Source organism: bacterium (assembly GCA_024224155.1).
Taxonomy (GTDB): domain Bacteria; phylum Acidobacteriota; class Thermoanaerobaculia; order Multivoradales; family JAHEKO01; genus CALZIK01.
This window is the reverse complement of record JAAENP010000139.1, coordinates 48781-60957: the sequence shown is the minus strand read 5'-3', so window position 1 is coordinate 60957 and position 12177 is coordinate 48781. Positions and strand designations below refer to the sequence as shown.

The window sequence follows — 12177 nt, the reverse complement described above, 5'->3', positions numbered from 1 at the left end:
GGGGGGGGGGGGGGGTGGGAGGGGGTGGGGGGTGGGGGGAGGTGGGGTGGGGAGGTGGGGGGGGGTGGGGGGGGGGGTGGGGGAGTGTGGGGGGGGGGGGGGGGGTGGGGGGGGGGGGCGTGGGGTTGGGAGGTGGGGGGGGGTGGGGGGGGGGGTGGGGGGGCGAAAATGGGGGGCTTTTGGGGCCGTCAACGGGCGTCAGGCTCGTCAAAGGGCGCCGGGTGGGAGGAGGACCAGGACGGCCCGCCTCTATGTTGTGCCTCCCGAGCTTCCAAGCCGCGGTATCTCGTGGCCCCTATGTTGTGCCAGGCCAAGATCCGCTGCGGAGATCTCGTACCTCTAAAACCGGCTGCCCACATCTTGTACCTGGCGAGAATCCGCTGCGGACATCTCGTACCGCCTATCTCGTACCGCCCGAGCATCCAAGCCGCGTTATCTCGTACCGCCTATCTGGTACCGGGTGAGCGCCCAAGCCGCGGTATCTCGTACCAGCGGGAGGCGTGCCGACCCAAACGGGGCCTGATTCGTGGGGTTTCGGTGGGCACGCTTACATCGCTTGCATCGCTTACATCGTCACCAGGCGACCTCTGGTCTTTTTTTATCTTGTGGGGGCGGAGGAGATCCTTATATAATGAACGGGACGTAAAATGCTGCCCCATTGCGGGTTGTTTCGGGGCCGCAGGAAGGAGAGCATGGACAAGGGCAAGCGAGAGGAGCGCCGATGCAGGCGGTGCGGCTGGACCTGGACGCCCCGGGTGCCGAGACCCAAGAGGTGTCCGAAGTGCATCTCGCCCTACTGGGCCACGGAGCGACAGAAGACGACGATGCCCAGAGCCAGACCGCGAATCAGAAACGGGGAGGGGGACGAGCGTCGGGGCGCCGTCTAACCAAGAAAAATGGCGCCGGGGGCTGAACCCGACGCCGGTATCGAAAGGAGTAGGCAATCACATGGTAAACCAAAACAAGGATGCTCGCAACGACATGGGGTCGGTGGCGGCCGAGCTGATCACGAGGGGCGCCGACGTGATCGCGGTGGAGCACGACCAGATGCGCAAGATCGCGGTCGTGCATCGGCGCAACCCGGCGGTGGCGATGGAGACGGCGATCGCCGAGCTGAAGGCGTTCCCCGAGCTGGCGGAGAAGGGGTACTACTCCATCCCCCGCAAGGGGAAGGGCTGCACGCACGCCCCGGGCAAGACGTGCGAGAGCTGCATCCGGATCGAGGGGGCCAGCGTGGGGGCGACCCGCGTCGTGTCCCGGTGCTGGGGCAACTGCACCGCCGGGGTCCGGGTGTCGGACGAGACCGACGAGTACTGGGACCTGGAGGGGCGCTTCATGGACTTCGAGACCAACTTCTCGGCGACGAGGGGGCTGCGCCTGCTGAAGCGGGTGAAGTGGGGCGGCCAGGTGAAGCTCCTCAGCTCCATGGACCCGCAGATGGAGATGCAGATCTTCCAGGCCGGGGTGAGCAAGGCCTGGCGGAACGTGGTCCGGGACGGCGTGCCGGAGGCCATCCTGGAGCGGTACTGGAGGGAGGCCAAGCTGCTGGTCGTGGGCAAGCAGCCGAACCGGAAGCTCTCCAAGAAGGCGGTCAAGAAGATCCTGGACGCCTTCGCGGTGATCCGGGTCTCGGCGGAGATGCTCGAGGAGCACATGGGCCGGACGATGGACGAGTGGACCCAGGAGGACGCCGGACGGATGCGGGGGCTGCTCTCGGCGATCGAGGGCGGGGAGACGCAGGTCGGCCAGGTGTTCGGGGCGACCGTGCGGGAGCCGGAGCCGGTCAAGGAGCCGGAGCCAAAGCCGGAAGGGGCCAAGGAGGACAAGCCGCCCGAGGGGGAGAAGGGCAAGGCGCCGGAGGGCATAGGCACGCAGGTCTGGGAGGGCAAGGCGCCGGAGGATGAGGATCCTCCGCAGCTCGAGGAGCCGCCCGTGGTCAACCTGGACGAGCCGCCGCCGAAGGACGAGCCGCCGCCGCCGAAGGACGAGGACCAGGAGCCGACCGTCTATGCCCCCGCGGGGCTGTTCGATGAGTAGCGAGGAGCGGGCCTCATGAACCTGGAGAGCGTGCGGGAGACGCGGGACGGCCTGCGCTGGTACGTGGGGAACGGGGGGCGAACCTACCCCTCCGTGACCACGGCCCTGGGGTGGGTGTTCCACAACCGGGAGTGGGTCCGGTACGACATGGACGCCGCCCACGTGGTTCACGCCCGGAACAAGGGCCGGGCGATCCACACGGCGTGCTACTGGATGGCGAAGGGGCGCGAGCTCGACCCGGCCTCGGTGGACGAGGAGCTGGAGCCGTACATCGAGCAGTTCCGGGACTTCATGAGGGTGACCGGCTTCCGGCCGACCGATACGGAGTTCCTGGTGGTCTCGCAGCGGTACGGCTACGCCGGGCGGGGCGACCTCTGCGGCAATGTGCCGGAGGAGAAGACGGCCCACCTGGTGGACATCAAGTCGGGACAGCTCCAGACGGACATGGCGGGGTGGCAGACGGCGGGCTATCTCCGGGCCTGGCGGGAGATGAAGAGGGACCGCCTGGTCTTCAGGCGATGCGTGCTCCACCTGAACGGAAAGGGCCGGGACAAGTGGCGGTACGTGGGGATGAGCAAGCCGGGGGACTGGGCGGTCTTCCTGTCGGCCCTCAACTGCTTCAAGGCCGCGGAGGCCGGGGGGATGCTGTGAGAAAGATACGTTTCGGAAAGAAGCTCTGTCCGCACTGCTCGGGGAGGTATCGGGGCGGGCTTACACATGAAGAGGTGATGCGGCTGGTCGCTCCGCTCTATGCGAACGCCCGGTCGAGGAGGACGGGAGAGATGATCTGTCGTCTCTGTGCGGCGGCGGAGGGACTGGCCGACCGATGCGCGGCGGTCAACGACATGATGGCTCGCCGGGCCATCCAGAGCGACTGGGACGAGGCGCGGAGGCTCCCCGAATCGATGGGATACGTCTCTCCGCTTGGGCTCCAGGTCGCTTCGCGGGAAAGACTATGAGCAACTGCAGGGTGTGCAACGAGGAGACCAAGGACATGCCCCTGTGCTCGGACTGCTTCGAGAGGGAGCTCCTCAAGCTTCCGGGCGTGACGATGGAGGAGACAGACGGGGAGAAGGTCTTTCGGGGGATCTCCTTGAAGGGCCCGAGGCCGACCGGACAGCCGCTGACGGGGGCGGACCTGGCGCTGGGCCTGAAGAGACGAGAGCTGGAGGCCATGACGGGGGCGGACCTGGCGAATCGGTATCTCATCGATTGGCAGTACAACTACTTCTGCGGCAAGGCGGCGGCCTTCTCGGAGGCCTGGGAGCTGGCGGCGTACGGCCCCGGGAGCCTGGGGCCGGAGAACTATAACGCGGCCAACGAGCTGTGGTGCAAGAAGGTCAGGGAGGAGGACGGAGAGTGAGCAAAAAGAGACGGAGACTCATCGTCGCCGGCAATTCGACGCTGGCGGCGAGATGGGCGCGCGAGAACAGGGTGCCGAGCACCGACTGGGAGTACGTGCGCGACGTGATCGGGTTACGGGGCTACCTCCGCAAGGACGTGGTCGTGGTCAAGCCGGTGTTTCTGGAGGGCGACTCCGCGTCGGACACGGCCAGGAAGAAGGAGATCCGGGACGAGCTGGTGGAGATGGCGAGGCGGGAGAAGGGGGGCGACCAGGGCGACCTGTTCCGGAAGCCGGCGGACGGTCGCCATCCGGTCCACGAGATGGACGTGGTCTCGATCGAGACCTATCGCAAGAACAAGGCGAAGCTGGGGCGCAAGATGGCCCTGGTCTACGGGGAGCTGGTGGCGATAGGCGGCGAGGCCGGGGCGGAGGAGCTGTCGGGGTTCATGGGGAGCCGGGGGCACGACGGCAACAAGTTCAGGATCTCGCCCCGGCTGACGGACCTGAAGAACCTGGGCCTGGTGCGCAAGACGGGACGCATGCAGGAGACGCCGTCGGAAGCCCTGGAGAACATCTGGGAGATCGTGCCCGGGAAGAAGCCGAAGTCGTGACATGGGGGACGAGATGGATCCGAACGAATGCCTGGAGGAGCTGAGGACGGCGGCGGCCCGAGCCCGGAACGACATGGAGTGCGGCCTCGGAGTGGACACGCGGGACGCGGCGAACATGGTCGAGAAGTTCTGGGAGCTGGACGAGTGGCTGAACAAGGGGGGGTTCTCGCCCTGGCAGTCGCTCCGCAACTCGCCCGAGCTGGAGCCGCCCCCGAAGAAGGACGAGAAGGTCGTGCTGCGAAGCTACAGCGACCGTCCGAACGACGCGTCGATCGAGGGCTGGAAGATGCTCATGCCGCCGGGGTGGTACACGCTGGACGACCTCCGCGAGCTGGCAGCGGTGTTCGAGCGGGCCAGTCTCCGGGCTATCGAGAAGCGGGGACACCTGGAGTATCGCCGGGGGCACGACTGAGGAGGAGACCATGAGCTTGCTGGACAGGATATTCAAGGAGCAGCTGGAGATGAGCAACGGGCGCATCCGGTTCACGGGCGCGCACTGGAGCTTCGACCCGCCGGAGAGCAGGGTGGCGCTGGTGGGCGGAGGGGAAGGAAAGGCGCTCAAGAGCAAGGACGCGGACGGCCTCCCGATGACGCTGACAAAGGGCCAGGGGGTCCACTGCCCCAACCCGGAGGCGGGGCGGGGCTTTCCCCGGTACGCCAGGGAGAAGCGGCCCGTCCAGTGGTTCGTGCCGGGGTCGCACTGCCGTCGCTGCGAGCATTACCGGAAGGGCGGGACGGACGGCCTTCGCTATCCGCACTGTGCGTGGACGAGGGAGCAGCGAGGGGGGGAGAAGGGCGCCGTGCGGGAGTTCGGGAGCCTGCTCAAGGGGGCGATCTCCGACGCCAACAAGATGATGGGGAAGTGAACGGGCGATCGGCTGGGAGCAAGATCATGATCGGTGCCTGACGAGATACCGAGGCCAACGCTCGAGCAACTGGCGCGGTTTGCGCGAAAGGTGAGGAGGAGAGGCGATGAGGAGAGACGAAAGGCTGATGAAGATCGCCCGGGACCTGGAGCTCCAGCTCAAGGCGGCGACGATCTCGCTGGGGCAGCTGAAGGAGGAGACGGACCCGGCGAGGGGGAAGACGCTCCCCCTGGCGAGCGATAGCCGTAGCGGGGCCATGACGGCCGACCACATCCTGGCGATCTTGGTCAAGAAGTATCCGGGCCTGCTGCCATGGGGCGATAGCTCTGCGGTCTACGAAGAGTCGATTGGCGTAGGGCGTGAACTGCGAACCTTGATCGGCTCCTGGTGCAAGGTCAACCGCTTCCTGCCGCACGAGCACCCGCCGAGAGAGACCAATGTACGCTCGCCTCTGCCGAAGATCGAGATCAGCTCCTATCGCAACCCGGCGGCGGGGCCGGAGCCGGAGGAGTAAGGTGGCGTTGATCGGGAGCCGGAGCGACTTCGAGTACGAGTTCTCCGGCGGTGCTACCCGGTGCTCGGAGTGCAAGACGCCGATCCGCAAGGGCGGCCCCTGCCTGGTGGCGAAAGACAAGAAAGGGCGGGTCAGGAAGAAGGTCTGCTCGCAGGAGTGCCGGGCCGAGTTCGAGGACCGGATCTGGCAAGAGATCGTCACCGAGAAGCAGTCCGAGAAGGCCCAGGAGGTATTCCAGAACCTCCGCAAGGAGGGGATGTCATGCGAGCGTGCTCTGGCGGCGATGGACCCCGAGCTCAGGGAGGCCGCCGAGATATTAGCGGTGGAGGACCAATGACGAAAAGCAAGGGCTCGCACGAGGGCGATGCGTACAAGCGAGGTCGGAAAGCCAGGCAGCGACGGGCCGACCTGGGGGACAACCCCTACCGGGCGGACTCGAGATCGGCTAAGCGGCATGAGGGCTGGCGACGGGGCTGGGAGGACGAGGACCGGGAGATCGCCGAGTCCGGCGAGTGCGAGGTGGGCTGATGGGGATACGAAGCCGAATCGCCCTTATCTTGTGGAACCTGCCGGGCCGCCATCGAGTCACGAACTGGTACCGGTCTTGGCGGCGTGGCGACCGCTGCTTCTTCTGCGGGAGGGTGGCGCCGAACGTCTGCGCGGTCTGCGACCGTGACCTCTGCCGACGGTGCGCCGAGTTTCATAGCGAACCTGGGTCGATGAGGGTCCAGGGCTACATGTGCTGTGCCCCGTTCTGGACGATGAGGCAGCTAACGGCGGGCAAGGCGCTGATGGGGGAGGAGGGGTACGACTGACATGGCGAGACATGGAAAGCTGGTGATGGAGATCCCGATCAACTTGAGGCTGATCAAGAGCTGGCCTTACGACCGGATGCTGGAGGTCGTTCGGGAGGACACCCTGGCGTGCATGGAGCTAGCCCTCCACGACGCCTACCACCACGAAAGGGGGTTCGCCTGTATGCGCGGACTTGAGGACATCCCCGACGCCTGGCTGATGGGCCGGTGCCAGGCGCTGGAACGGGAGGGATACGGCCCGCGGGAGGCGGTCGAGGAGGCCGCCCGGCATTGGTTCGAGCAGAAGAGGCTGGCCGAGTGGGCCGAGGACGAGGACGCACCGAGCAGTGCATAAACGCACGAAACGCACGGAAAACGCAGGGCGATTGCACAAAAACCGCAGGGCGATTGCAGGGCTAACGCACGAAACGCACAGGAGACCAGGGGAGGAGGGCTGATGGCCGTCTACGTCGACGACGCCCGGAATCCGTGGGGGAGAATGCTTCTGTCCCACATGGCGGCGGACACCAGGGGCGAGCTGGAGAGGATGGCGCGGCGGCTGGGCCTGCAGCCCGAGTGGTTCCAGGGCTCCTGGGACGTGCGGGACAGACGCTGGCCACACTACGACCTCTGCCAGTCGAAGAGGCGGGAGGCGCTCCGCCTGGGGGCCAGGCCGGTCACGTGCCGGGAGCTGATCAAGGTGTTCCGGCAGCAGGAGGGGAGACGACGATGAGCGAGGAGATCTGGGTGAAAAGCTACAGCGACAAGCGGGAGACCGTGCGGCTTGCGGGGCAGATGGTGGAGCTGCCGGCGGGGGACTTTACCAGGGACGAGCTGACCAAGATCGCCGATATATTCACGGCGGCCTGGCAGCGAATGCGCGACCGCCGCGGACATGTGGCGTGGATGCACGGGCACGACGGGAAGGAGGAGGTCGAGCGATGAGCGAGGACTTCAACTTCGCGACGGCCTTCTTCCCCGGCCTCGAGCTCTACGGGGCGGAGTGGCTGGAGGAGATCAAGACGAACACCACCAAGCAGGTGTTCATCGTGGAGCGACACCACGGCGAGAAGGCCGGGCGGGCGCTCCAGAAGGAGATGGGGCGGGAGACCCTGGTCATCGCGATCAACAACCCGGCCCGGGCGAAAAGCGGGTGCTCGAAGTGCCCCAAGAACTGGCACGGGGAGATCGAGAACCAGGGAAGGAGGAGGCTGTGGCGGTGAGCAAGCACGAGGAGATCGACGAGAGGAGCTACGAGCTGGGGCAGAGGAGCGTGGCCCGGACGATGATCCGGGAGGCCGTGATGGTCATGGACGAGGGGCCGACCCGGACGCGGATGGCGCTTATCAAGCAGCGGAGCGAGGCGGTCGACACGCTACGGCGGATATGCGCGCGGTTCGGGGACAACGACTGGCCGTCCGGCCTGAACATGGTGGACATCATGGAGAAGCACCTCGAGCCACATCTGGAGGAGTTCTTCGACAACCTGGACAAGGCCAGGGAGGCGCTGATCCGGTGCCAGAACAGCAAGGACTCCACCCACTGGTCGACCGACGAGTGCGAGCGATTCAACGAGGCGATCGCGGCTCTGTTCCCCGGCGAGGAGGGGGACGCGCTCTATCGGGCGACGTGCAAGCGGCTGGGCCTCTGAGTTCTGGAAAAAAAGCTGGACCGCGATCCGACGGCATGGTTATATAAGGATCCAAGGAGGAGACGACGATGCAAGAGAACGCGACGACCGAGACGACGGAGCAGCTCAAGGCCAAGGGCACGAGCACCAAGATCACCCAGGAGCACAAGGCCGCCATCATGTCGGCCAACGACCTGGTGGACGAGAGCGCGGCGATGGTCGTGGCCGACCAGGTCACCCACGACACGGCGACCGAGATGCTGATCCAGCTCCAGACCAAGAAGAGGGAGATCGAGGAGATACGAGACGACCTCCTGGAGCCGATCGCCGACGCCAAGCGCAGCATCGAGAAGGCGCGCAAGAAGTGGGTCGCCTTCTTCCAGGCGCCCCTGGACGCCATCATGCGGGGCAAGAAGGCGCTGGACGACCGGTGCGTGGGCTGGCGACGGGAGGAGCGACGGAAGGCGGAGGAGGAGGCGCAGAAGCGCCGGAACGACGAGCTGAAGAAGATCCAGGCGCACAAGGACGCCCAGGAGAAGGAGGCCAAGAAGCTGGAGAAGAAGGGCCTCCCCGAGGAGGCCGCCGAGCTCCGGGACCAGACCGAGCTGACGATGCCGCCCCTGGTCATGGACGTGGCTCCAACGATAGCGACCCCGACCGGGGCCCACGTCAAGATCGTGAAGGTGCCGGAGGTGGACGAGCGGCTCCAGAACATCTTGCTCGGCCGGGCGGTCGAGCACTACAACAAGGCCGCCCTGGCGCAGGGACAGGCGCGGATCGTGCCGGCGGCGTACTGGCAGCTGAACATGAAGGCGCTGGCCGAGTACGGCAAGAAGACGGACGGCCAGATCGAGGTGCCCGGCGTGAAGTGGGTCGAGGACGAGTCGACGGCGGTTCGGCGGCGGCGATGACGGGCTGTTTGTTCTGCTTCGTTCTCGGATTCGGCGCGTGCTGTGTCGTGGTGCTGCTCGCGCTCGTCCTCCGTCTCCGGCATCTGGCAAGGACGGAGGGGCGGCGATGAGCGGCGACCGGGGCTGGTACCTATCTTGTCCCCACGGATGCACCGACCCGGAGACATGTCCGTACGGGCGGAAGCACCTCGTCCGCATCCGGGCCCTGCTCCAGGACCTGGCCGAGAAGAAGCTCGCGATCGAGGTCCTCGAGGCGCAGCGCGAGGAGGCTCGATTCACCGGGGAGGTGAGGTGATGAAGCCCTGCAAGCACTTAGACTACGACGGCGACTATACCGACTGCACGATCCAGGAGGCCCCGTCGGGGATACTCGGCGAGAGTGGGGTGCGCTACTGGGAGCGCGGCCCGACCTGGACCGAGGGGCCGGGGAACGAGGAGAACCCGCGGAACGTCCAGTTCTGCAAGCTCCGGGGCCGGATCAACTCCATCTTTGACTGCTACCAGCCGCCCGGGCCGATGCGGTGCCACGAGCCGGAGGAGAAGACCGATGGAGACTAAGACCGAGGAGGTCCGGCCCCCGGAGAGGCTACACGTGGTCGTGAGGATCGGCATTCACGACCAGGGGATCGGCGGGGTGTTCTCCACGAAGGAGCTGGCGATCGAAGGCATGAGGGAGGCGAAGGCGGCGGAGCGAGACAACTACCACGCCTTCGAGGTGCGTCCGTTCGTTCTGGACAAGTGCTACACGCCGAAGGAGTGGGAGAAGCCGGACGGACCGGCGCTCGTGCCCTCGACCTATGGCGCCGTGAAGGTGGGGGACAGGGTCTATCTTCCCGACAAGGCCCCGTACTTCGCCGAGGTGCGCGGCGCCCGGAAGCGCGCCCCGTCTCTTCCTAAAGGGGCGATGCCGGGGACGATCCTTTCTTGCGAGGTAGCACTCGAGCTGAGCGACGGGCAGGAGCTGGTTGCCCGGGAGTACAACCCGATCATCATGTGGCGTGACGGGACCGGGGAATGGCGATGACCTCACCCGCCGACCGCATCCTCAAGAACGCGGGGGAGGCGCTGGCTCACTGCCAGAAGGCGGAGGGCGCGAAGAACCGGGAGGACAGGGAGCTCTATCAGTACGCGGCGATCACGAAGCTGGTCGCCGCTCTCGACGCCGTTCCCGAGCTTCGGGACCCTGATGCCAGGAAGTGGAATCAGGGCCTCTGGGAGGAGCAGCAGCAGCAGTTCAGGGACTATCTCAAGAAGAGAGAGGAGAGGGGCGATGGGCGGTGAAGGTGGAGACATCGAAAGGGGACTCTTTGCGGTGGCGGAGGCGATCGACAAGCTGCGGAAGGCCTATCCGGTCAAGAGCAGTTTCGTCTCCGGGCAAGAGGATCGGGTTCTCAACATCGTGGACACGACGGGTCAGATCGGCGGAGCCATTGAGGGACTAGCTCGGTCTGTCAGGGATCTCGGAAACGGCGATGCGTGCACGCCGATGGGGGCGATCGAGGCCCACGGCAAGGTGCACAAGGAGGGGCTGGAGGGTCTCGCGGAGGCCATCGAAGGGGCGGGCCACACGATCGGGGCGTCTATCGAAGGCGGATTCGGCGAGCTGGCGAAGGCTTTCGAGAATGGGCTCAGATACATATACGAGGGGAAGAGATGATCCCCTGCCAGCACCTCGACTTTCATACCAAGCAGACCGGCTGCCGAATCGCCAGGATGAGGACCGACCCGACGATCCGATTCTGGAAGCGGTCGCTCAGCTACTGGGACACGTGCTCCAGCTCCGAGCACTCGGACCGGAAGCGGTCGGACTACTTCCAGCGGTGCAAGCTACACGGAACGATCGAGGGGGTGATCTGCTGCTTCCAGAAACCTGGGCCGAAGGACTGCTACGAGCCGGAGGACGGGAGAGAGAAAGACCGATGATCGAGCTGCTGATAGCCGTTGTGCTGTTCGACTTCTGCTTCTCCAGGGAGGGCGCCTTCCGGGCCTACCTGTACACGAGGAGGGATCGGCGGGCGATGCGGCTACGCCGGGGATTCTATGTTATCCGGCGAGGGAAGCTGAGATGATCCACGATACCGGGGAGGCCGGCACGCTGCTGACGGGATGGGAGATCGAGACGATCCTGCGGGCGATGGCCTGCGGCCTGCCTTACGAGTGGTACGTGAGCAAGAAGGAGGCGAACCGACGCCGGGACCTTAGGCGGAAGCTGAGGATCTGCCAGATGGACGCCGGGGAGAGCCTGTACTTCAGCGAGCACGAGCTGTCGCCTACCTACCACGTCCGGATTGGCCTCGCGGCCCAGGCGGAGGCCAACGCGTTGCGGCACGACGAGCTACAGGTGGTCTGGAGGAGGCAGGTCCTCCACTGCGGGAGGTGCGGGACGCGCCACGTGATGACGACCCCGCCGGGGAGCTCGGGCCGCGTCTGGGAACGGGTCTTGTATTGCGGCCGGTGCCTCGATAAGAGAGGGGGCCGCTGGCTTCCGGGCTCGGGGGCTGTGCTATCGAAGCGCGTCGAGGTCCCGGAACAGGACCATTTCTAACTTAACAGGAGAGGAGAGACGATGAAGAGACCATGTTTTTTTCTAATGATCTTGGCGATGGCCTCGACGGCTTTTGCCCAACCACCGATTCACCGGATCGAGGTGGACGCCGACCTGCAACGAGCCTATATTCACGGGGCCACGTTTGAGGATGAGAAAGTGGTACTGATCGACGGGGTGCCGACGACGGTCCTCAGCGAATCACCGGAGCTGATCGTCGTGGAGTTCTTGGAGACGGAGCCCGGGGCGTACGTGTTCGAGACGGACGGGGCGATCGCCGAGTTCACGCTGGGTCCTACAGGGCCGGAAGGTCCAACGGGGCCACAGGGGGAACCGGGAGAGTCTGGTCCGCCGGGAGAGCCTGGGGCAGATGGGGCGCCCGGTCCTATTGGTCCACAGGGACCACCCGGCGAACAAGGACCACCCGGAGAGCCTGGACCCGCAGGGTCAGGACTACCCGGATACGAGGTTGTCTATGCCTCATACACCGTATTCGACCTACAGACCTATGACCAAATTTTCGGTAGGGCATGGTGTCCCTTTCCAAAAAAGATACTTGGAGGGGGCGCCACGATGAGCGTCACTACTCCACCTGGTACCACACTTCCGGCGATAGGGGCGGTCATAGATAGCTGGCCGGACCAGTTACAAGGCGTCTGGTCTTGGGCGGCAAGAGGGATGAGGGCCGACGAACGTCCTGGCACAAGCCAGAAAGCAACCCTGCGGGTTTGGGCTATTTGCGCCAACGTCCAAGAATAAACAATGGTTTCTGCTTCCTGCGGTGTCCGAGGTCCGACCCACGAGGCCGCCCCATGGTCGTATACCCCCCAACTTCGGCCAGGGGCCGCCGCAGGAGTACAGCTCGCGGTTCGGCGGTGTCTTTCACGACGGGTTGCCGCCGCCGAGAGCCAGACCGCGAGGAGC

General features: G+C 65.7%; 25 protein-coding genes. All 25 read left to right on the top strand.

Annotated elements, in window-relative coordinates; genetic code table 11:
- Positions 1 to 948: 948 nt before the first annotated feature.
- The 25 genes from GY769_08185 (at position 949) to GY769_08065 (ending at position 12012) form a co-directional block, all read left to right on the top strand.
- Complete coding sequence (locus GY769_08185; protein MCP4201897.1) at positions 949 to 2037, top strand: hypothetical protein; 1089 nt, start codon at positions 949 to 951, stop codon at positions 2035 to 2037.
- 15 nt (positions 2038 to 2052) lie between these two features.
- Positions 2053 to 2688, top strand: a complete 636-nt coding sequence (locus GY769_08180) for a hypothetical protein (GenBank protein ID MCP4201896.1) — start codon at positions 2053 to 2055, stop codon at positions 2686 to 2688.
- Between the two features lie 131 nt (positions 2689 to 2819).
- Complete coding sequence (locus GY769_08175; protein MCP4201895.1) at positions 2820 to 2996, top strand: hypothetical protein; 177 nt, start codon at positions 2820 to 2822, stop codon at positions 2994 to 2996.
- Positions 2993 to 3400: a hypothetical protein gene (locus GY769_08170; protein ID MCP4201894.1), complete on the top strand. Its 408-nt coding sequence runs from the start codon at positions 2993 to 2995 to the stop codon at positions 3398 to 3400. Before GY769_08175 ends, GY769_08170 begins: the two co-directional genes overlap by 4 nt.
- A complete protein-coding gene (locus GY769_08165) occupies positions 3397 to 3993 on the top strand; it encodes a hypothetical protein (GenBank protein ID MCP4201893.1) in 597 nt (198 codons plus the stop codon). Before GY769_08170 ends, GY769_08165 begins: the two co-directional genes overlap by 4 nt.
- Position 3994: 1 nt before the next feature.
- The gene (locus tag GY769_08160; GenBank protein ID MCP4201892.1) at positions 3995 to 4405 is read left to right on the top strand and encodes a hypothetical protein; all 411 of its coding nucleotides are present in this window, start codon (positions 3995 to 3997) and stop codon (positions 4403 to 4405) included.
- Positions 4406 to 4415: 10 nt separating this feature from the next.
- Complete coding sequence (locus GY769_08155) at positions 4416 to 4859, top strand: hypothetical protein (protein MCP4201891.1); 444 nt, start codon at positions 4416 to 4418, stop codon at positions 4857 to 4859.
- Positions 4860 to 4965: 106 nt separating this feature from the next.
- Positions 4966 to 5373 carry a hypothetical protein gene (locus GY769_08150; GenBank protein MCP4201890.1) on the top strand — a complete coding sequence of 136 codons (408 nt, stop codon included), beginning with the start codon at positions 4966 to 4968 and terminating at the stop codon, positions 5371 to 5373.
- Between the two features lies 1 nt (position 5374).
- A complete protein-coding gene (locus tag GY769_08145; protein MCP4201889.1) occupies positions 5375 to 5710 on the top strand; it encodes a hypothetical protein in 336 nt (111 codons plus the stop codon).
- Positions 5707 to 5901 (top strand): hypothetical protein, encoded by a 195-nt coding sequence (locus tag GY769_08140; GenBank protein ID MCP4201888.1) that lies wholly within the window; start codon positions 5707 to 5709, stop codon positions 5899 to 5901. The genes GY769_08145 and GY769_08140 overlap by 4 nt, the downstream gene beginning before the upstream one ends.
- Before the next feature lie 288 nt (positions 5902 to 6189).
- Positions 6190 to 6522 carry a hypothetical protein gene (locus GY769_08135; protein ID MCP4201887.1) on the top strand — a complete coding sequence of 111 codons (333 nt, stop codon included), beginning with the start codon at positions 6190 to 6192 and terminating at the stop codon, positions 6520 to 6522.
- A gap of 102 nt (positions 6523 to 6624) precedes the next feature.
- Positions 6625 to 6900: a DUF4031 domain-containing protein gene (locus GY769_08130; GenBank protein MCP4201886.1), complete on the top strand. Its 276-nt coding sequence runs from the start codon at positions 6625 to 6627 to the stop codon at positions 6898 to 6900.
- Complete coding sequence (locus GY769_08125; protein ID MCP4201885.1) at positions 6897 to 7112, top strand: hypothetical protein; 216 nt, start codon at positions 6897 to 6899, stop codon at positions 7110 to 7112. The genes GY769_08130 and GY769_08125 overlap by 4 nt, the downstream gene beginning before the upstream one ends.
- Positions 7109 to 7390 carry a hypothetical protein gene (locus tag GY769_08120; GenBank protein MCP4201884.1) on the top strand — a complete coding sequence of 94 codons (282 nt, stop codon included), beginning with the start codon at positions 7109 to 7111 and terminating at the stop codon, positions 7388 to 7390. The genes GY769_08125 and GY769_08120 overlap by 4 nt, the downstream gene beginning before the upstream one ends.
- Complete coding sequence (locus GY769_08115) at positions 7387 to 7818, top strand: hypothetical protein (protein ID MCP4201883.1); 432 nt, start codon at positions 7387 to 7389, stop codon at positions 7816 to 7818. Before GY769_08120 ends, GY769_08115 begins: the two co-directional genes overlap by 4 nt.
- Before the next feature lie 68 nt (positions 7819 to 7886).
- Positions 7887 to 8708, top strand: coding sequence for a hypothetical protein (locus GY769_08110; GenBank protein ID MCP4201882.1), 822 nt, complete (start codon positions 7887 to 7889; stop codon positions 8706 to 8708).
- 106 nt (positions 8709 to 8814) lie between these two features.
- Entirely contained in the window at positions 8815 to 9003 is a 189-nt protein-coding gene (locus GY769_08105; GenBank protein MCP4201881.1) for a hypothetical protein, read from the top strand.
- On the top strand, positions 9003 to 9266 hold the full coding sequence (locus GY769_08100) for a hypothetical protein (GenBank protein MCP4201880.1): 264 nt from the start codon (positions 9003 to 9005) through the stop codon (positions 9264 to 9266). The genes GY769_08105 and GY769_08100 overlap by 1 nt, the downstream gene beginning before the upstream one ends.
- Positions 9256 to 9732, top strand: a complete 477-nt coding sequence (locus GY769_08095; GenBank protein MCP4201879.1) for a hypothetical protein — start codon at positions 9256 to 9258, stop codon at positions 9730 to 9732. The genes GY769_08100 and GY769_08095 overlap by 11 nt, the downstream gene beginning before the upstream one ends.
- Positions 9729 to 9989, top strand: a complete 261-nt coding sequence (locus GY769_08090) for a hypothetical protein (GenBank protein MCP4201878.1) — start codon at positions 9729 to 9731, stop codon at positions 9987 to 9989. The genes GY769_08095 and GY769_08090 overlap by 4 nt, the downstream gene beginning before the upstream one ends.
- Positions 9979 to 10365, top strand: coding sequence for a hypothetical protein (locus GY769_08085; protein MCP4201877.1), 387 nt, complete (start codon positions 9979 to 9981; stop codon positions 10363 to 10365). The genes GY769_08090 and GY769_08085 overlap by 11 nt, the downstream gene beginning before the upstream one ends.
- On the top strand, positions 10362 to 10631 hold the full coding sequence (locus tag GY769_08080) for a hypothetical protein (GenBank protein ID MCP4201876.1): 270 nt from the start codon (positions 10362 to 10364) through the stop codon (positions 10629 to 10631). Before GY769_08085 ends, GY769_08080 begins: the two co-directional genes overlap by 4 nt.
- Positions 10628 to 10777 (top strand): hypothetical protein, encoded by a 150-nt coding sequence (locus GY769_08075; GenBank protein ID MCP4201875.1) that lies wholly within the window; start codon positions 10628 to 10630, stop codon positions 10775 to 10777. Before GY769_08080 ends, GY769_08075 begins: the two co-directional genes overlap by 4 nt.
- A complete protein-coding gene (locus GY769_08070) occupies positions 10774 to 11253 on the top strand; it encodes a hypothetical protein (protein ID MCP4201874.1) in 480 nt (159 codons plus the stop codon). Before GY769_08075 ends, GY769_08070 begins: the two co-directional genes overlap by 4 nt.
- Before the next feature lie 21 nt (positions 11254 to 11274).
- Positions 11275 to 12012 (top strand): collagen-like protein, encoded by a 738-nt coding sequence (locus tag GY769_08065; protein MCP4201873.1) that lies wholly within the window; start codon positions 11275 to 11277, stop codon positions 12010 to 12012.
- Positions 12013 to 12177: the final 165 nt, after the last annotated feature.